This is a genomic window from Vibrio limimangrovi (genome assembly GCF_054064025.1).
Genome location: NZ_JBSUGF010000007.1, coordinates 450,611 through 468,713 on the forward strand (window position 1 = coordinate 450,611; position 18,103 = coordinate 468,713).

General features: G+C 45.7%; 15 protein-coding genes. 6 read left to right on the plus strand and 9 right to left on the minus strand.

What is annotated here, in order from left to right:
• Positions 1-275: 275 nt before the first annotated feature.
• Positions 276-2,267 (minus strand): transketolase, encoded by a 1,992-nt coding sequence (gene tkt / locus ACWYU8_RS09740; RefSeq protein WP_457519299.1) that lies wholly within the window; start codon positions 2,265-2,267, stop codon positions 276-278.
• An 81-nt stretch (positions 2,268-2,348) separates the two neighbouring features.
• A complete protein-coding gene (gene tal, locus ACWYU8_RS09745; protein WP_457519301.1) occupies positions 2,349-3,299 on the minus strand; it encodes a transaldolase in 951 nt (316 codons plus the stop codon).
• Positions 3,300-3,754: 455 nt separating this feature from the next.
• Between tal and ACWYU8_RS09750 the strand changes: the two genes are divergently transcribed.
• The 3 genes from ACWYU8_RS09750 (at position 3,755) to ACWYU8_RS09760 (ending at position 8,312) form a co-directional block, all read left to right on the plus strand.
• Positions 3,755-4,756: a sugar-binding transcriptional regulator gene (locus tag ACWYU8_RS09750; protein WP_457519303.1), complete on the plus strand. Its 1,002-nt coding sequence runs from the start codon at positions 3,755-3,757 to the stop codon at positions 4,754-4,756.
• A 624-nt stretch (positions 4,757-5,380) separates the two neighbouring features.
• Entirely contained in the window at positions 5,381-6,310 is a 930-nt protein-coding gene (locus ACWYU8_RS09755; protein ID WP_457519305.1) for a TAXI family TRAP transporter solute-binding subunit, read from the plus strand.
• 106 nt (positions 6,311-6,416) lie between these two features.
• Complete coding sequence (locus tag ACWYU8_RS09760) at positions 6,417-8,312, plus strand: TRAP transporter permease (protein WP_457519307.1); 1,896 nt, start codon at positions 6,417-6,419, stop codon at positions 8,310-8,312.
• Positions 8,313-8,438: 126 nt separating this feature from the next.
• On the opposite strand, the gene ACWYU8_RS09765 is transcribed toward ACWYU8_RS09760, so the two are convergent.
• From ACWYU8_RS09765 to moeA, 4 genes are all read right to left on the minus strand, one after another.
• Complete coding sequence (locus ACWYU8_RS09765) at positions 8,439-9,269, minus strand: sulfurtransferase (protein WP_457519308.1); 831 nt, start codon at positions 9,267-9,269, stop codon at positions 8,439-8,441.
• Positions 9,270-9,293: 24 nt separating this feature from the next.
• Entirely contained in the window at positions 9,294-9,590 is a 297-nt protein-coding gene (locus ACWYU8_RS09770; RefSeq protein ID WP_457519310.1) for a hypothetical protein, read from the minus strand.
• A gap of 133 nt (positions 9,591-9,723) precedes the next feature.
• Positions 9,724-10,473, minus strand: coding sequence for a molybdopterin-synthase adenylyltransferase MoeB (moeB, locus tag ACWYU8_RS09775; protein WP_457519312.1), 750 nt, complete (start codon positions 10,471-10,473; stop codon positions 9,724-9,726).
• Positions 10,474-10,482: 9 nt separating this feature from the next.
• A complete protein-coding gene (gene moeA / locus ACWYU8_RS09780) occupies positions 10,483-11,718 on the minus strand; it encodes a molybdopterin molybdotransferase MoeA (protein WP_457519314.1) in 1,236 nt (411 codons plus the stop codon).
• 344 nt (positions 11,719-12,062) lie between these two features.
• Between moeA and folE the strand changes: the two genes are divergently transcribed.
• The gene (gene folE / locus ACWYU8_RS09785) at positions 12,063-12,716 is read left to right on the plus strand and encodes a GTP cyclohydrolase I FolE (protein WP_457519316.1); all 654 of its coding nucleotides are present in this window, start codon (positions 12,063-12,065) and stop codon (positions 12,714-12,716) included.
• A gap of 58 nt (positions 12,717-12,774) precedes the next feature.
• Here folE and ACWYU8_RS09790 read toward each other — a convergent pair whose 3' ends face one another.
• Both ACWYU8_RS09790 and clcA read right to left on the minus strand, forming a co-directional pair.
• Positions 12,775-13,737, minus strand: a complete 963-nt coding sequence (locus ACWYU8_RS09790) for a TDT family transporter (protein ID WP_457519318.1) — start codon at positions 13,735-13,737, stop codon at positions 12,775-12,777.
• 327 nt (positions 13,738-14,064) lie between these two features.
• A complete protein-coding gene (gene clcA, locus ACWYU8_RS09795) occupies positions 14,065-15,468 on the minus strand; it encodes a H(+)/Cl(-) exchange transporter ClcA (RefSeq protein ID WP_457519321.1) in 1,404 nt (467 codons plus the stop codon).
• Positions 15,469-15,981: 513 nt separating this feature from the next.
• Between clcA and ACWYU8_RS09800 the strand changes: the two genes are divergently transcribed.
• Positions 15,982-16,563: a hypothetical protein gene (locus tag ACWYU8_RS09800; RefSeq protein ID WP_457519323.1), complete on the plus strand. Its 582-nt coding sequence runs from the start codon at positions 15,982-15,984 to the stop codon at positions 16,561-16,563.
• Here ACWYU8_RS09800 and ACWYU8_RS09805 read toward each other — a convergent pair.
• Positions 16,550-17,011, minus strand: a complete 462-nt coding sequence (locus ACWYU8_RS09805; RefSeq protein WP_457519325.1) for a helix-turn-helix domain-containing protein — start codon at positions 17,009-17,011, stop codon at positions 16,550-16,552. The two genes, ACWYU8_RS09800 and ACWYU8_RS09805, sit on opposite strands and share 14 nt — an antisense overlap.
• A 95-nt stretch (positions 17,012-17,106) precedes the next feature.
• Here ACWYU8_RS09805 and ACWYU8_RS09810 point away from each other — a divergent pair, with 95 nt between their 5' ends.
• Entirely contained in the window at positions 17,107-18,015 is a 909-nt protein-coding gene (locus ACWYU8_RS09810; RefSeq protein WP_457519327.1) for an aldo/keto reductase, read from the plus strand.
• Positions 18,016-18,103: the final 88 nt, after the last annotated feature.

Below are 18,103 nucleotides of genomic sequence, written 5' to 3' on the forward strand. Positions count from 1 at the left end.
GGGTCATTCCAGCGAGCCTTGGCGAGACTAGGAATCTAATAACAGAGTGCCGAGGATATATAGAAATATCTTTGACAACAAGGTGCTCGGATAGAAGATCCTGAATCACGCTCCTTCGTCGCTGTCCAGGATGACGGGAGACTCGAATATTCTGCTCGCGGTTAAGTGAACGGTATTGTCTTAAACACTCTCGGTTATTTAATTTAAATGTTAAACGCCCCGCAGTATTAGCGGGGCTTTGTTTTTTAGAGCAATTATTTGAAAGCTAATCGTGATTAAGCTAGCAGTTCTTTCGCTGTGTTTACTACGTTTTCTGTAGTGAAACCGAACATCTTGAACAGTTCGCCTGCTGGTGCAGATTCACCGAAGGTAGTCATACCGATGATCTTGCCGCCGAAGCCTACATACTTGTACCAGAAGTCTGCGATGCCCGCTTCGATAGCGATACGCGCTGTAACATCTGATGGTAGTACTGCTTCACGGTAAGCTGCGTCTTGTTTGTCGAATGCATCTGTTGATGGCATTGAAACAACACGTACTTGCTTGCCTTCTGCAGTTAGTTGCGCTGCTGCTTCAACCGCTAGCTCAACTTCTGAACCTGTTGCGATAAGGATAAGCTCTGGCTTGCCTTCGCAATCTTTCAGGATGTAAGCACCTTTTGCGATGTCTGCTACTTGTTCTGCAGTACGCTCTTGTTGTGCCAGATTCTGACGAGAGAAAATAAGCGCAGTTGGCGCATCTTTACGCTCGATAGCCAGTTTCCAAGCCACTGCTGATTCAACCTGGTCACATGGACGCCATGTGCTCATGTTTGGAGTCAGACGTAGAGAAGCCATTTGCTCAACTGGTTGGTGAGTCGGGCCATCTTCGCCAAGACCGATAGAATCGTGCGTGTAAACCTGGATGTTCTGGATTTTCATCAGAGCAGCCATACGCATTGCGTTACGTGCGTATTCCATGAACATTAGGAACGTCGCACCGTAAGGAACGAAACCACCGTGTAGCGCGATACCGTTCATGATCGCAGTCATACCGAATTCACGCACGCCGTAGTGAATGTAGTTACCTGAGAAGTCTGTCGCTTCCAGAGACTTAGAGCCAGACCACATTGTCAGGTTAGAAGGCGCAAGGTCAGCAGAGCCGCCCATGAATTCTGGAAGCATTTGGCCAAACGCTTCTAGCGCATTTTGAGATGCTTTACGTGATGCGATGTTTGCAGGGTTCGCTTGAAGATTGGCAATGATTTGGTTGGCTTTCGCTTCCCACTCTGCAGGCAGTTCACCGTTTACGCGGCGTTTAAATTCAGCTGCCAGCTCAGGGTACGCTGCTTCATAAGCTGCAAATTTCTCGTTCCACGCTGCTTCCTTAGCTGCGCCTGTCTCGATCGCTGACCATTCTGTGTAGATTTCCTGCGGAATTTCAAAAGGACCGTACTCCCAACCTAGTTCTTTACGTGTTGCTGCGATTTCTTCTGCACCTAGTGGAGCACCATGACAGTCGTGAGAACCAGACTTGTTAGGAGAGCCGAAACCGATGATCGTCTTAGTACAGATTAATGTAGGACGAGGGTCTGCTTTAGCCGCTTCAATTGCAGCATTGATCGCTTCAGGATCGTGACCGTCTACCGCTGGGATTACGTGCCAGCCGTACGCTTCAAAACGCTTAGGTGTATCGTCAGAGAACCAACCTTCAACGTGACCATCGATAGAGATGCCGTTGTCATCCCAGAACGCGATCAGTTTACCAAGACCTAGTGTGCCCGCCAAAGAACAAGCTTCGTGCGAGATACCTTCCATCAGACAGCCATCACCTAAGAATGCATAAGTGAAGTGGTCAACGATGTCGTGGCCTTCTTTGTTGAACTGTGCAGCAAGTGCTTTTTCAGCCATTGCCATACCAACTGCGTTAGTAATGCCTTGACCTAGAGGACCTGTTGTTGTCTCGATACCTGGTGCATAACCGTACTCTGGGTGACCCGGAGTTTTTGAATGAAGCTGACGGAAGTTTTTCAGATCGTCGATTGATAGCTCATAACCCGTTAGGTGTAGTAGAGAGTAAATCAACATTGAGCCATGGCCGTTTGAAAGTACAAAACGGTCACGGTCTGCCCACTCTGGGTTTGATGGGTTGTGGTTTAGGTGAGAGCGCCAAAGAACTTCAGCGATGTCAGCCATACCCATAGGTGCGCCTGGGTGGCCAGAGTTAGCTTTTTGAACACCATCCATGCTGAGTGCACGGATTGCATTTGCTAAATGTTTACGATCCATAATAGTTACCGAATGTGTTTATTCTGGGAAAGGAAAATTAATAGGGGAACGCAAACGTTCCCCTTTTGTGATTCTGTGTGATTACAGCTTAGCTGCGATCATCTCTTCAAGTTTACCTTGGTCAATTGCGAAGTTGCGGATACCTTCAGCAAGCTTCTCTACTGCCATTGGATCTTGGTTGTGATCCCATAGGAACTCAGAGTGAGTCATTGGCACAGGACGTTCTTGTGCGCCTTTTGAGTCAACAAGCTTCTCAACCACTTCACCTTCAGCCGCTTCTAGTTCTGCAAGTAGAGCTGGAGCGATAGTCAGACGGTCACAACCAGCAAGTTCTAGGATTTCACCGATGTTACGGAAGCTTGCGCCCATAACAACAGTTTTGTAACCGTACTCTTTGTAGTAGTTGTAGATCTTAGATACAGATAGCACGCCTGGGTCTTCTTGAGCTTCGAAGTCACGACCTTCTTTTGCTTTGTACCAGTCCATGATACGGCCAACGAATGGTGAAATCAGGAATACGCCAGCTTCAGCACAAGCGCGAGCCTGAGCGAATGAGAATAGAAGAGTCAGGTTACAGTTGATGCCTTCTTTCTCCAGGATTTCAGCAGCGCGGATGCCTTCCCACGTAGAAGCCAGTTTGATTAGGATGCGATCATTAGATATACCTGCATCGTTGTACATTTTTACCAGCTGACGAGCTTTCGCTACGCTGCCTTCCATGTCATAAGAAAGACGAGCGTCAACTTCTGTTGAGATGCGACCAGGGATAGTTTTTAGGATTTCTTTACCAATGTTTACAGCAAGCATGTCACAAGTATCTTGAACTTGTTGAGCTTTGTCGTCGCTCTGCGTTTTTGCGTAAGTAATTGAAGCATCGATTAGAGGTGCGTACTCAGCAATTTGAGCGGCTTTCAGAATCAGAGAAGGGTTAGTTGTTGCATCTTCTGGCTGGTATTTTTTGATTGCGTCGATTTCACCAGTGTCAGCTACTACAGTCGTTAGTTTACGAAGTTGCTCTAATTTGTTGCTCATTCCGATCATCCTATTTCATGGGGCTCATACTTTGCTGTAAGCATGAAGAGTGCATTTGCAAGCCTGTCAGTAGATATTTGCTCTACCAACTAAATTTTAACTTTTCAGCGTTTGAACATTTGTTGTGAACATTTGATCTAATGCTGAGTAAATGATGCCACCATAATTATCTTATCTGCGCTGAAAGTCAATTGTTGATCTGGGGGGAAAGTGACATTCATCAATTATTTTTTTAGCCGTTAACCATGGGTTACATGAATAAACGTTTGCCTAGACTGTGTGTGGCTTATAGGGTCGATTGTTTGGGCAATTTTTACGGTGAGAATTTGTTTTTGTGATGAGCAAATGTTGATGTTAAGCATGGGTGTGACATATGCTACGTATGTGAGCGCTTGTAATGGCGTTAAGTATTGCCCGCTTCAAAAGGGCGAAGATAAACATAAGTCAGGCTGAATATGAGTAAATCCAATACCGATGTATCTGATGAGAGTGCCGACCTTTTGACTGAAATCTCGGTTGCTTACTATCAAGATGGTGCGACGCAAGAAGAGATCTCGAAAAAGTTTGCCGTTTCCCGCGCGAAAGTGGGGCGTATGCTAAAGCAAGCAAGAGATGAAGGCATCGTGGAGATCACCGTTAAATATCACCCGGTATTTAGCGCTAAGATTGAGCAAAGGCTGATTGAACGTTTTGGCGTGAAGCGTGCCTTGGTAGCATTAGATCAGCCAAGCGAAGAGCAGCAGCGACTACAAGTCGCGGGGTTGGTGTCCAAATACATGGCGAGTACGCTGCAAAATGGCACGGTTGTGACCGTAGGGCAGGGGCGTAATGTTTCTGCAGTCGCGCATCACGTAGGTGTTATTCCACAAAAGGATGTTAAGTTTGTCTGTGGTATCGGAGGCATCCACCCACGTGGCGGCATGTTTAACGCCGACCATATTTGCCGTCAGTTTGCGAAAAGCTATGGCGGTACATCAGAAACGTTATATGCGCCTGCCTACGCAGAAAATCGCGAACAGAAACTCGCCTTTATGCAAAACGCGACCGTAAAGCAGACTTTAGATTTGGCGCGTAAAGCCGACGTGGCGCTCGTCGGGATTGGTGACATGAGCGAAAACAGCTACATGGTCGACCTTGGCTGGTTTACGGCAGAAGAGGTGGTGCAGTCTCGAATGATGCAGGGTGTGGTCGGTGACTTCGCGGGTTATGATTTTTTCGATATTAATGGGGAGTCTGCCAAGACCGTGATGAGTGATCGTATTATCGGTCTTGGCATTGATGAATTCCGATCTATTTCTGAAGTGATTGCTATTGCTGCTGAGAACAGTAAACCTTTGGCACTACTTGGCGCATTAAGAACCGGGGCGATTGATGTTATCGCGACAAGCGTAAGTAATGCGTTAACCGTACTTAACCTTGATGAACAAATGCATGGAAAATCAGCTCCAGGAGCTTAGAGCAAACCGTTTCTTATACTGAAATAGCGAGGCTGCGAGTTTCTATAAGTTACTCGCAGTCTTATTTCCTTTCTGATGATTTTTTATTCATTTGGCCTTTCGGTTACCTTCTGTTTTGATAGATTATTTTAATGATAATTAAAACAATAAAATCAAATCTAATATCTTGATTTAAAATGTTACTTTTCCATTTTTAGTTCTTATTCTCTAGCCCCGTATATCACTTGTTGCTGGTTGGCGTATACATTTTTTATGATTGCAAATTGAAGAAAAGTGTATAAATATGAGCTCTCAATCGCAGTTCTCCATGGTAGGGAGAACGGAAAATTCAAAAATTTTTAATGCGAATTCAGTTTAGTTTTAATCGTGATCTCCGACGGTTTCTCACTGAATAGAAGACAGGGAAAAGTTTCAACCAGTTTCTGAGTGGCACGCAAAAATAGCGCACAAAGCTCTCATTTCATTTAATTCTCGTTTGCTATTTCTCCCTGAGCACACCATAACTTTATGAAGTATATCCAAATGACTTCAAGACACAGGACTTCGAGCGTCGCCTCCTAGGTACACCAAGCATCTCGAGGTTATTTGGGTATAACTATCAATCTAAAAGAACAAGGAGCATTTATGTACCAGGCACTAAGGAATGGGCTAGTGGCGCTTGCTGTCGTATTTTCAGCCTCAAGCATGGCAGAAAATTACACTATCGGTACCGGTAGTCAGAGTGGTACTTATTACCCGCTAGGTGGGATGTTAGCTAAAATCTGGAGTGAGAATTTACCTGACTTCAATATGCGTGCGGAAGTGACTGCTGCCTCCGTTGAAAATACCATTAAAGTTTCCGCTAATAAGCAACTAGCCGGTATTGCTCAGGGCAACGTTGTGCTACAAGCGTACGAGGGCACAGACCCGTTCCCACGTAAGATGGATGTAGCGGTATTGTTTGCTCTTTATCCAAATGCAGTGCAGTTCATTGTTCCTGCTAACTCAGACATCAAATCTGTTGCTGATCTTAAAGGTAAACGCGTTTCTCTTGGCGCTCCGGGTTCGGGTACTCGCGTGAGTGCAGTCAACATTCTTAACACCTTAGGCGTTGCGGAAGACGATATCAAAGCACAGTCCCTTAACTACACTGCGACGACAAGTGCGATCGCGAACAATCAAATTGATGCGGGTGTGATCGTAGGTAGTGTTGGTGTTGGTGCGATCACTGAACTGGCTCTGACTCGTGATATTCGAGTGTTGAGTTTCAGTGATGAAGAACTAAAGAAAATTTCTGAAGCTTATCCTTCCTATCTGGAACTTGATGTCCCAGCCGATTCGTACAACAAAGTCCCTGCATTCAAGGTGCCGGCAGTATGGAACGTGTTAGTTGTGAACAAGAACATGAGTGACGATATGGCTTACCAGTTAACTAAGACTACATTTGAGCACATGGATGCTATTCGTCAGGTACTGGATGTCACTAAGTACACTACCCTAGAAAATATGGCTAAGCTGGAAGGCGTCCCTCTGCATCCAGGTTCTGCTAAATATCTTCAGGAACAAGCAAAGTAATCCGTATTAAAGAAGTAAAATCAATCCACAGTGGCACTCGTCAGGATTCAGTTTAACCAATGTTCAAGTGCTTATGTGGATTGATAAAAGTTACATGGAGTAAGTGATGAGTCAGATTCATCCGAGTAACCAGAAAATTACAGACGTGATACTTTCGATAGCCGCTGTTGCGGCTATCGCTTTATCTGTCTTTCAAGTTTGGCAGGGCATCGTCGCCACCCTTTCAGCACCAGTATTCAGACCGGTTCATGTCAGTTGGGTTTTAGCGATAGCGTTTTTGGTCTATCCGACTTTTAAAAGCAGAAGCTCCTTTCCTTTATATCTGACAGGCAGAGTCATTGACTTTGTTTTGGTTGCCTTAACATGCTGGGCGTCGACGGTCATCGCTATGTTTGACTATGACGACATCAGTTTCTTACTGGATGGCCTAGGTTCGGTTGAACAAATCGCAGGTGTAGTACTGATCGTGATGCTGCTTGAAGCCACTAGACGAACCGTCGGGTTGGTTATGGTTTTGATTGCGGCCGCGTTTTTAGTTTATGCCATGTTTGGTGATGTCTTACCGGATAACATTGCAAGTAAAGGCTTCTCAATAGAAGAGATTGTTCGCTTTCATATTTATTCAACCAATGGTGTGTATGGTGCACCACTTGCAATCGCGGCTGGCGTCGTATTTATTTTCGTTTTGTTTGGTGCCTTTTTGCAGGTGACAGGTGCTGGTCAGTTCTTTATCGATATGGCTTTTGCGTTGGCTGGTAAGTATCGGGGTGGTCCGGCAAAAGCGAGTGTTATCGCCTCAGCAGCGCTAGGTTCCATTTCAGGCTCAGCGATCGCCAATACGGTGACGACCGGTGCTCTGACAATACCAATGATGAAAAAGCTCGGCTACAAGCCAGAGCAGGCTGCGGGTATCGAAGCTGCTGCATCAACGGGTGGTCAGATTATGCCACCAGTTATGGGGGCGGGTGCGTTTGTAATGGCACAATTTACTGGCATTCCATATAGCGACATTTTATTGGTCTCGATAGCGCCAGCGATTTTATATTTCGCCTGCACATTGCTTTATGTCCATCTGATGGCTTGTAAGCTGGGTTTGCAGGGGATGACGGTTACTGAGCAAATCTCAAAAGTACTCAAAGATGGTTGGCACTATTTACTACCACTTATTTTGATTACGGCACTTCTGATGATGAGTTACTCACCGGTGCTGGTGGGGGTTGTCGGCTGTGTGGCTATTCTCGTTGCTGCAATGACCCGTAAACATAGCCGTATTTCTCTGAAATTATTTATAGAAGGCTTGAGAGAAGGTGCACTCCTTGCGATACCAATCTCAGTTGCTTGTGCGACAGCCGGTATTGTCGTCGGCGTTGTCGGTCAGACGGGTATTGGTCTTCAGTTTACTCAGTTCCTCATTGCGATGTCGGGTGGCCATTTGTGGTCAGTACTTGCACTGATTGCGGTCGCAGCAGTGGTTCTTGGTATGGGATTACCGGTGACTGCGGCTTATATTGTTCTTTCAATCATGGCCGTTCCAGCGTTGATGGACTTTGGACTGGGAATATTAACGGCGCATATGATCGTGTTTTGGTTGTCGCAGACCTCAAACGTGACGCCGCCAATCGCACTGGCAGCGTTTGCGGGAGCAGGGATTGCGAATGCATCACCAATGCGCTCTGCGGTTCAGGCATTTAAACTCGCTCAGGGCTTTTTCCTCATCCCGGCGATGATGGCGTTTTCTGGTTTGATCTGGATCGATGGCGAACCTATGCACTTTGTTATCGGCGTGATATCGACCATCAGCCTGTTTGTCGCATTTGCCGGTGGTATTGAAGGCCGATTGTTCTCTCCACTGCAACACTGGCAACGCGCTGTTTTGCTTGCTATGGCTTTGGGCGTACTGTTTATGTCTGATATTTTACGATTAGCTGCATTAGCAGTGATTGTTGCTATCTGTATGATTAACTACCGTCAGCCAGATAAACCGGCGTCTCAAGCGTCATAATGAACAAGTAGATATCCTGACTTCCTTAACCGGAAAACAAAAACCGCATTCAATTAGAAGGCGGTTTTTTATTGGCTAACGCTTAGTTTACAGAAGTTTCTTTAGTCTTTAACAACGCTCTGGTTTCTAAACTTCAATTGGCAAGTGAAGGCTCGATCCCCATTCTGTCCAGGAACCATCATAAACAGACACATTCCTTAGGCCCAATTGGTATGCGGCTAACAACAGAATACAAGCGGTAACCCCGGATCCACAGCTGAATATACATGCTCTATCGCTATGTAGGGTGAGTTCAGCAAATATTTGCGTCAACTCTGCAGTAGGTTTTATGTGGCCATCCGTCATGAGATCTTGAAAAGGCAGACAAATCGAGTTTGGTATATGTCCGCTGCGCAGGCCTGCACGAGGCTCTGGTACTTCGCCTAAAAAACGAGCTCTAGAGCGCGCATCAATGATATTAGCGCTGTGATTATTTGAATGTGCGAGTACCGCTTGTGCATCTAAGAAGGCTTCCACAAATAAAGAACCGACAAAAGTGCCTTGTTGTTTCGGCGTGCTGAGTAAGTCGACCACAGGCAAGCCTTCTGCAATCCACCCTGGTAGCCCACCGTTGAGAACTCGTACATTGTCATGTCCCATGGCTTTAAACATCCACCATGCTCTTGGAGAAGCGAGCGTTCCCGAGTTGTCGTAGACAATAATCAGATCATCTTGATTAAGTCCGAGCTTTTGTGCACTGGCATTGAACCCTTCTTCCGTTGGCATCATATGAGGAAGAGAAGAGTCAGGCAGACAAAATTCCTTGTCATAGTCAAAACGTAGTGTGCCGGGAATCCATCTGTCGGTAATTTTCTTACCTTCAGACGGGATTTGGAAACTAATGCTGGCATCCAAAATTTTCACATTTGGTTGGTCTAATAGGGCACTTAATTCTTTTGCGTCAATCAATGTATGCATCGTTAATTCCTTGTTATTTATGCTCTATTCGCAGCTAACAAATGAGAGTGAATGTTCAATCGTTGTTCCTGTGGTTTGGCTTAATGTCACGGTTGAGCCGACGGGGCACGACACCGTGGTTGAAACAGAAACCCGTTGTTGGCCTATCGTAGGTGAGTCAACGGTGAGGTAACGTCGTTGGCCATCCAAAGACTGAGTCAGCGTGTTACTGATGACTGTTGCAGTTACGGTTTTCTCAGTGTTGGAGGTGTTTAGCCAAATAAAAATCAGTAAAGCGAACAAACTGATTAAAACCACAATGTAAGTTTTGGGATTGTCCAAAGTTGAGTTCCGTACGTTCCGGCCTGAATAGTCCCACCGTTTTACAATAAAAGAATGGTATGTTCAAAGCAGGATCGGATTTACAGATAATCATCTGATGTAAAAAAGCCCAACATGATGTTGAGCTTCGGTACTAACTGCAAACCGGACAGGCTGGCATTTTCATCAAATTCATTTCACGCCATGACATGGTGAGCGCATCAAGAATAAGGATTTTCCCGTTCTTCGGCTGGCCATAGTTTGCAATCACTTTGATGGCTTCCATCGCTTGTACTGCGCCGACAATACCGACCACCGGAGCCATAACACCAGCTTCCACACAGCTCAGTGTCTCGCTACCAAATAAGGCGCTCAAACATTGGTAACAGGGCTGTTCAGGATCATCATAGGTAAAGACACTGACTTGCCCTTCCATGCGAATTGCTGCACCAGATACCAGAGGCGTCTTTGTCTCGAAGCACAGACGGTTGAGCTGGTTGCGGGTCTCTACGTTGTCTGAGGCATCTACGACAAGGGTATGTTGCTCAATAAGGGCTTTTAGCTCGGCGTCATCAAGGCGCTGCGCAATCGTCTCTACTTCAATATGAGGATTCAGCTCGCGTAATGCATCTGCAGCCGATTCGACCTTTTTACGACCAATATCTGCATCGTGGTGTAATACCTGACGTTGAAGATTAGAAAGTTCGACAATGTCATCATCAATTAATGTGATCTTGCCAACACCCGCCGTCGCAAGGTACTGGCTGGAAGCGCAGCCTAAACCGCCAGCGCCGAGAATAAGAACCGAACTTTGCTTAAGCGCTTCTTGGCCATCAAAGTCGAACTGACGAAGGATGATCTGGCGGTTGTAGCGCAGCATTTCTTGATCGGACAGAATATCCACAGAACGTCCCTAATAAAGTGTTGAATTGAACAGCTGGATGTTCACGGTCTCACCGATTTCAACGCGGCCGCGTTCGCGCTCCAGTACCACAAAGCAGTTCGCTAAGCTCATCGAACGGAATGCACCGGAACTTTGGTTGCCGGTTGTCTCGACAACGAACTTGCCATCTTCTAAAGAATAGATGCCGCGTTGGTAGTCCGCACGCCCGGGCACTTTCTTGAAAGCTGTCTTGGTGGTAGCAGGAATGGAAACTGGCTCTTGCCATTCTGTATGACCAGATAATTTCGCCAACATTGGCTGAACCAGCACATACATCGTCATCATCGCAGAAACCGGGTTACCCGGCAGACCACAGAACCATGCGTTAGAAAGCTTACCAAAGGCGAAAGGTTTGCCTGGCTTAATCGCAAGTTTCCAGAAGCCGATTTCGCCAAGTTCTTCAAGAATGTCTTTGGTATAGTCTGCTTCACCCACGCTCACGCCTCCGGAGGTGACAACCACATCTGCCAGTGTTTGCGCTTGCTCGAATGTTGCCTTGAGTGTTTCCGGGCAATCTGGGACGATACCGAGATCAACGGGTTCACAACCAAAGTTTTCTATCAATGGTTTGATACCGTAACGGTTGCTGTCGTAAATTTGACCAGCTTCCAACGTTTCACCTAATGGTTTCAGTTCATCGCCGGTAGAGAAAAATGCAACTTTGGGTTTTCGTACAACCGTCACCTGGCTGACACCTAAAGACGCGATCATAGGTATATCACGAGGTGTCAGACGCGCGCCTTTTGCCAATACGATGTCACCTTGTTTGATGTCATCGCCGGTAGGACGAATGTTGTTTTGTGGCTTTACATCCGTCTGATTAAATTGAATGCCAGCTTCGGTGACTTTCGTATTTTCTTGCATGATGACGGCATCACACCCTTCGGGGATTTTTGCGCCAGTCATAATTCGAACACAAGTGCCTTGGTCCCATTCGCCTTCAAACGGTTGACCAGCAAATGACTTACCTGCCAATGGCAAAACAGAGGATGACTCTAAATCTTTAATGCGGATCGCGTAACCGTCCATGGCTGAGTTATCGAAAGGTGGTACATGGATTGGCGACAAAATGTCTTCAGCAAGTACATAACCCAAAGCTTCCGCAAGTGGAAGAGATATTGTGGTTTGGATCGGTTTGATTCGCGATAGCATCTTATCCATCGCTTCTTCAATTGGCATCAAGCCAGGTGCGTCACAGCAGCCCATTGAGATAATCCTATGTTCTTATGTTTTGTGGCAACTTTATCATAAAAGCTTTATTGATATCCCCAAATAAGCTCGAGACTTTTTTGAATAAGATATCTAGAGGTCATTTGGGCATCAGAATATCCACCTATAAAATATGGGTGTAATTATTCAAAAATCCTAGTATCCTTGTCACCCATCCAAAAGGGGTAAAATCTCCAACGGGTAAAGAGAAAACAGCTCAGTGTATTCTTGTTATGTGCTTTGGCGATATAAACATTGAACTGGGTTACTGAAACGCTAACGGATGAACAACGGTAAATGTATGCCACTCCGTTCGCGGTAGTTATAAAAGAGGAAGTGCAATGTCAGGTCTTAGCGAGTCAGCAAAGTTAGTAAAAGAAGCGCTAGATAAACGCGGATTAGAAACGCCAATGCGTCCTAATAACGTGAGCCGTGAAGAGAAAAAGGAAAAGATCGAGTATCACATGCGTGAGATCTTAGGCCTCCTTCAGCTTGACCTTACAGATGACAGCCTTGAAGAAACGCCGCACCGCATTGCAAAAATGTATGTGGACGAAATTTTCTCTGGTCTTGATTATTCTAACTTCCCTAAAATCACGGTTATCGAAAACAAGATGAACGTGAGTGAAATGGTACGTGTGAAAGATATCACTGTGACCAGCACTTGTGAGCACCACCTTGTAACGATCGATGGCAAAGCTGCAGTTGCGTACATTCCACGTGGAAAAATCATCGGATTGTCGAAGATTAACCGTATTGTTCGCTTCTTTGCTCAGCGTCCTCAGGTTCAGGAACGTATGACACAACAGATTCTAGTTGCTCTGCAAACTTTGCTGGAATCAGACGACGTTGCGGTAACTATCGATGCTGTGCACTATTGCGTGAAATCGCGTGGCGTAATGGATGCGACCAGTGAAACGACAACCACGGCGTTGGGTGGTATCTTCAAAAGTAACCCTGCAACCCGAGCTGAGTTTCTGCATGGTTTGCGATAAAACGAATTGAAGAAAAAGGATGGCTGAGACCATCCTTTTTTTTATAAGTGTTTAGGGATCAGAGTTTCGATCGGGTTCTGACAATCTCTGGCCAGTACATTTTCACATATCCTGCTGATACCCAAACCACCAATACCGTCGCTACACTCAACTCCAGGAAGCCAAAGTCATGTAGCCAGTTCCATTGCGGGTGGGATGCAGCGAAAAATGAGGTTAATCGGTGCATTGCGATGGCACTAATTACTGATGGAAAGGTGACCGCCGCAATCGAAGGCTGAAACTTCAAACGTAGCAGGCGGAAATAACAAAGGTAAATGAGCAATGTCATCGTAATGGCGATGCCTGCTAAAGCGCCTGTAAGGATTGGGTCTGGTTCAGGGAAGTTGACCAAGTAGGCGGCTAAAGACAAGTTGACTGGCGCTGCCATAATCGCAAGCGTAGGTCTTGCTCTTCGAGGCAGAGAACCAAAGAAGACCAAACGGTATAAAACAAGGGGCAGCATAAAGAAATAAATACCGATACACAAAAGGGCAACGGTTTCTGAAAAGGCGTTGTGTCCGAATTGTGAACCCGCTAATGAGCTGCTTATTATTCCCACCGGATACAGAAACCAACTCGGAACAATATTCGACATCTTGAAGTTGGTAAGCTGGAAACCAAAAAACATCACCATCATTGAAAAATGAAGCGTCAGAGCCAGAAACCAAAGTGGATAAGCAACAAGTGGGGCGACAGCTGCTAGGTAATCGGTCAGAATCAGCAGCGCCATGCTCATCGGAGCCATCAAACTACCGCTTAATGGATGGCGAATGTCCGCCATGAACAAACGTGGGCTGGTCGCATATTTGATCAGAACTGGAGCAAGCAGTAATGCGCCAAGTGACGAGAGAAATGGCCGAATCGGCACACCAATATTTGGTACGTACAGTGCCCAAGCCTGGCCCAAACCAATCATACCCAGAGCTAATGCAGCCTGAGAGGGGGGGACACTATAAAACTGTACAAGTCTTCTCCAGTTCAAATCTACTCCGAAATGATTTTGCGCGAATGAAACGTTACTACCAACCTGAATCCCTGAGAAACAAGAGTTTGTTTAATATCTTAATATTTTTTATCAGGATAGGGGTAAATGACGCCACAAGTCATGAAACGATGGCGTTATCAGCCGCGCATACTATCAAGTTTTATTGGTCGTTACTCTTAAAGGTGGCGGGTAAAGATAAGGAGAATGACAACTTTGTGAGTTTGGTATCGAATATTTGGGAAAAGATGTCAAAGTAGAGAACTAGTCGCTCCAAATAGCCTCGGTATTTAAGAGATTATTTGGAGCGCAGACGAGAATATTAGATTAAGAAGCTTGGTTTTCTGGTAGATCTTGCTGACGTAGCTTGTCGTTTTTAAGCGTACGATGAAGAAGTTGGCTGTATATCGGTTGTCCACCCAGCAATTGAGCAATAATTACTGCTCCTAAAGCGGTGATGATGAGTGGCAGGATCAAGTAGTAGTTGTTCGTCATCTCTATGACAAGCAGGATACCTGTGATCGGTGCACGTACAGTCGCGGCAAATAAGGCCCCCATTCCTGCAATAGCAAACATGCCGGGTTCAATATCAAGTGCAGGCAGTAACATATCAGCACTCGCACCGAACGCATAGCCAAACAGTGTACCTAAAGCAAGCATCGGAGCGAAGATGCCGCCAGGAGCACCAGAGCCGAAACAAAGTAAAGTTGTCACTACGCGGCCGATAAACAACAACACCAACACGGTAATTGAGTAGTTCCCGTTAGTCACGTCCGGGATAAGTGTTATACCTCCACCAGTCAATTCAGGCACGTACAAAAGCAGTAGGCCAAATACACCGCCTAAAATCGATCCTGTAATGAGGTAACGCTTACGATCATTTTTGTGGATGGCAACAAAGCTATCTTGAGCCATGGTTATTAGCTTATTAAATGTTACGCCAAATACACCAAACAGAGCACCGAGTAGCAGGAACAGCCATAGTGACTGTAGTGCTGGTGGCTGATATTGAGGCATGGTGATCACTGCATCTTGGCCGTTTATGCTGCGAAATACGATGTTTGCCATGATGGCAGAGATAATTACTGCGCGAATGGAGATTAATGAGTAGCGAAACTGAGGGCGCATCTCTTCAACGACAAACATGATACCAGCTAACGGTGCGTTAAATGCCGCCGCTAATCCACCAGCCGCACCAGAGGCAAGCAGGGAGTGTCGAGTATCGTCATCCTTTACTCGGAAGATGTCGGTGACCATCCGGCCGACCGCACCGCCCATTTGTACAGTTGGACCTTCACGGCCTAAAACCATACCTGAACCAAGTGCCCCCATACCTCCAAAAAATTTAACAGGAAGTACTCGCCACCAACGCACAGGGCGGATGTTATCCATCGCGCCTTCAATTTCAGGAATGCCGGAACCGGCAGCTTCTGGTGCAAAACGATGGACAAGGAAGTATCCGACGAAAGCTAATAGTGCACTGATTAACACTGCAGCCAGCCACAAAGGCAGTAAGCTGCCAATCTCGCTTTTTAACCACTCAGTCCGGGTTTCTGAAACGAAGTGAACGGCAAGCTCAAAGTACGTGCCAACGAGCCCCGCGAGTAATCCCACTATAGCGGCCATCAACAGAACAGATACTGGCGTTGACCCTCGAGAGATAAACTGGTTAATCGCATCTTTCGGTACTCGCGCTAACACAGACTTCACAATTCTCTCTCTTTTGGTCATTAAAAATTTCTCCAGTTTCTATTTGTTTGTTGGGACGGCCAAAATTATACGCTGGGAAGAGGCTAGACCTAATCGGTAAAGTTGCAATTTAGCTTTCCACTATTGGTGAGTTAAAGGCTGTGTGATGAAAGTATATGTGAGTGCTGTGCTATTGGTATCATATTTTTGATTGTATTTTTACGGATAAAACTTGTTATTTGAGAAAAATGAACCATGCTTTAAGTGTAAAACAACATGACTGCTTAAGAAGGAGGGATGTGAAGATTTACTCACAATTTGGATGGATTCAAACCCTACGGTAAGTCCTCGTTTTATGTTTGGGATGCATCTAAAGACTTCCCGATTCGCAGACTCACGATTGAGTAACGAGGTAGAGGCGCACGCAAATGTGCGCCTTCTTAATTGGGCCTATTCTGACCTCTTTCGCACATAAAGACTTTTTCACTTGATAATTTTCCGCCTCACTTTAATGTCAATGCCACTGTTACCGATCTCGTCCTGACTTCAAAAAATATGATGCGTTTATTTTCCCGACTTTTGCTTCCTGTTTGTGTTGCTCTATTTTCTGGTTCTTCATTGGCACTGGATAATTGGTGGCACACTGTTTTGTCTGAGCAGCCTTTCAATCAGGTAAAAGAAGTAATACAAAAGGGAGGGAGTTGGTATCCGTGCGATACAGGTTTAGACGACTCTACAGAACCTGCCGATGAACTGTGTTTAGATGATTTTCACTATTATTCTCAGCATCTGTATGGTGAAGTTGTGTTACGGGATGGGATCACTGATTTCCTGTTCTTAAATGAGTATCAGTGGCAGAACTGGAACGATTTGATCCTCAGTCTGAGAAAAGATGGTTTTGTCATGCGCCGTGTGAATTTCGAAGAAGAAGAGTATGACGTGTTGCGTGCACTCGAGCAGAAATCCGCTGAAGAAGTAGATAGAGAAGTGATTGTTTTGATGAATCGTTATCCGCCTGAAGCCAGCCGGACAATACACTGGGTGAGGGCCGTTGAGTTCGATGAGGCTGCACCAAAGCTAAAGGTGATAATTACTAGCGATGGTGAAATGATAGAAATGCGCGTTACTCGCTTTTAGCCTCGTGCTGCGTTTTAGTTTCATGATGTTTTTTCGTTTCATGGTGCCTTTTAGTTTCATGATGTAAAGAAAGAAACGTGGCCATTGCTGACTCATCTAAAAAGCCATCTGCCTTTTTGTGTGAGCGCAAGTATTGATAACCCGCGATGAGTTTGCGATGACGTGCTTGTTGATCTTCTGGCAATGTTTCACTCATCACATATTGGAACGCTAAGTTATATGCTTCCATATCGACCACTTCTGCGCGGCGATAGAGATAGCCACAGCCTGTGGCCAACCACTCAAGAGAGCAGTTTGCTCGCATCGCGATTTGATTGGCTTTCGTTAAGCTAGGTTCACTACCTTTTAAATATTTTCGTATCAACGCTTCTGATACATCAACACGTCGCGCAAAACCGCTGATGCTTTCTTCGCCAATTAAAGTGGATAGTCGTTGGGCAAAAGACATATTTCGTACTCCAGTTCGAATTGCGAAAGTTTACCCGTTGAGGTGATGCGAAAACAAGACTAGGATGAAAGCAGATTAATTAAAGGAGAAAACCCATGGTTGCAAAAGTTGTCACTGCACCGAGTGGCCCAGAATTTTCTGAACTGGTCCAAGGCTATTGGCGTGCGGCAGATTGGGGAATGACGGCGCAAGAGCGTTTAACATTCCTGAAGCAACATATCGAGTTAGGGATTACGACGGTAGATCACGCAGACATTTATGGAAATTACGAATGTGAAGCGCTGTTTGGTGAGGCGTTAAAACTGGATAATAGCGTGCGTGAGCAAATCCAGATCGTAACCAAGTGCGATATCAACTTATGTGGTGATAAAACCCCAGAGCGTAAAATCAACCATTACGACACGAGTTCAGCGCACATTTATCAATCTGTAAATAACTCGCTGGAACGTCTAAATGTAAATGAGATCGATGTTTTGCTTATTCACCGTCCAGATGTGTTAATGGACGCGGACGAAGTGGCAGAAGCGTTCACTGAACTGCATAAAGTCGGTAAGGTCAAGCATTTCGGGGTTTCAAACTTTACACCGAGTCAGTTTGAGCTGTTGCAATCCCGTCTGGGCAAACCACTTGTCACGAACCAAGTGGAAATTAACCCGCTTAACTTTGACGTTGCACATGATGGCACACTCGATCAAATGCAAATGCTGCGCACACGTCCAATGGCCTGGTCTTGTTTAGGTGGTGGCTCAATCTTCAGTGGTGACAGTGAGCAAGCCGTTCGCGTACGTAACGAACTGGAAGCGATTCGTGCTGAAATAGGTGCAACCAGTATTGATCAAGTAATTTATGCTTGGGTACGTCGTCTGCCGTCTAAGCCAATCCCAATCATTGGTTCTGGTAAGATTGAGCGTGTTCAAACTGCGGTTGATGCCCTTAACATCGAGTTGACTCGTGAGCAATGGTATCGTGTGTGGGTCGCATCCAAAGGACACGGAGTGCCATAGACAAGCGCTGGTGACATCAATATTAGTATTAGGCATCCACGTTGGGTGCCTTTTTTGTATACTTATTTTGTGTGTCTCAGATGAAGAA

What these genes read in the sequence shown, in the direction of transcription:
- tkt (WP_457519299.1), bottom strand. Translation starts at nt 2,267, where the DNA reads ATGGATCGTAAACATTTAGCAAATGCAATCCGTGCACTCAGCATGGAT.
- tal (WP_457519301.1), bottom strand. Translation starts at nt 3,299, where the DNA reads ATGAGCAACAAATTAGAGCAACTTCGTAAACTAACGACTGTAGTAGCT.
- ACWYU8_RS09750 (WP_457519303.1), top strand. Translation starts at nt 3,755, where the DNA reads ATGAGTAAATCCAATACCGATGTATCTGATGAGAGTGCCGACCTTTTG.
- ACWYU8_RS09755 (WP_457519305.1), top strand. Translation starts at nt 5,381, where the DNA reads ATGTACCAGGCACTAAGGAATGGGCTAGTGGCGCTTGCTGTCGTATTT.
- ACWYU8_RS09760 (WP_457519307.1), top strand. Translation starts at nt 6,417, where the DNA reads ATGAGTCAGATTCATCCGAGTAACCAGAAAATTACAGACGTGATACTT.
- ACWYU8_RS09765 (WP_457519308.1), bottom strand. Translation starts at nt 9,269, where the DNA reads ATGCATACATTGATTGACGCAAAAGAATTAAGTGCCCTATTAGACCAA.
- moeA (WP_457519314.1), bottom strand. Translation starts at nt 11,718, where the DNA reads ATGGGCTGCTGTGACGCACCTGGCTTGATGCCAATTGAAGAAGCGATG.
- folE (WP_457519316.1), top strand. Translation starts at nt 12,063, where the DNA reads ATGTCAGGTCTTAGCGAGTCAGCAAAGTTAGTAAAAGAAGCGCTAGAT.
- clcA (WP_457519321.1), bottom strand. Translation starts at nt 15,468, where the DNA reads ATGACCAAAAGAGAGAGAATTGTGAAGTCTGTGTTAGCGCGAGTACCG.
- ACWYU8_RS09800 (WP_457519323.1), top strand. Translation starts at nt 15,982, where the DNA reads ATGATGCGTTTATTTTCCCGACTTTTGCTTCCTGTTTGTGTTGCTCTA.
- ACWYU8_RS09805 (WP_457519325.1), bottom strand. Translation starts at nt 17,011, where the DNA reads ATGTCTTTTGCCCAACGACTATCCACTTTAATTGGCGAAGAAAGCATC.
- ACWYU8_RS09810 (WP_457519327.1), top strand. Translation starts at nt 17,107, where the DNA reads ATGGTTGCAAAAGTTGTCACTGCACCGAGTGGCCCAGAATTTTCTGAA.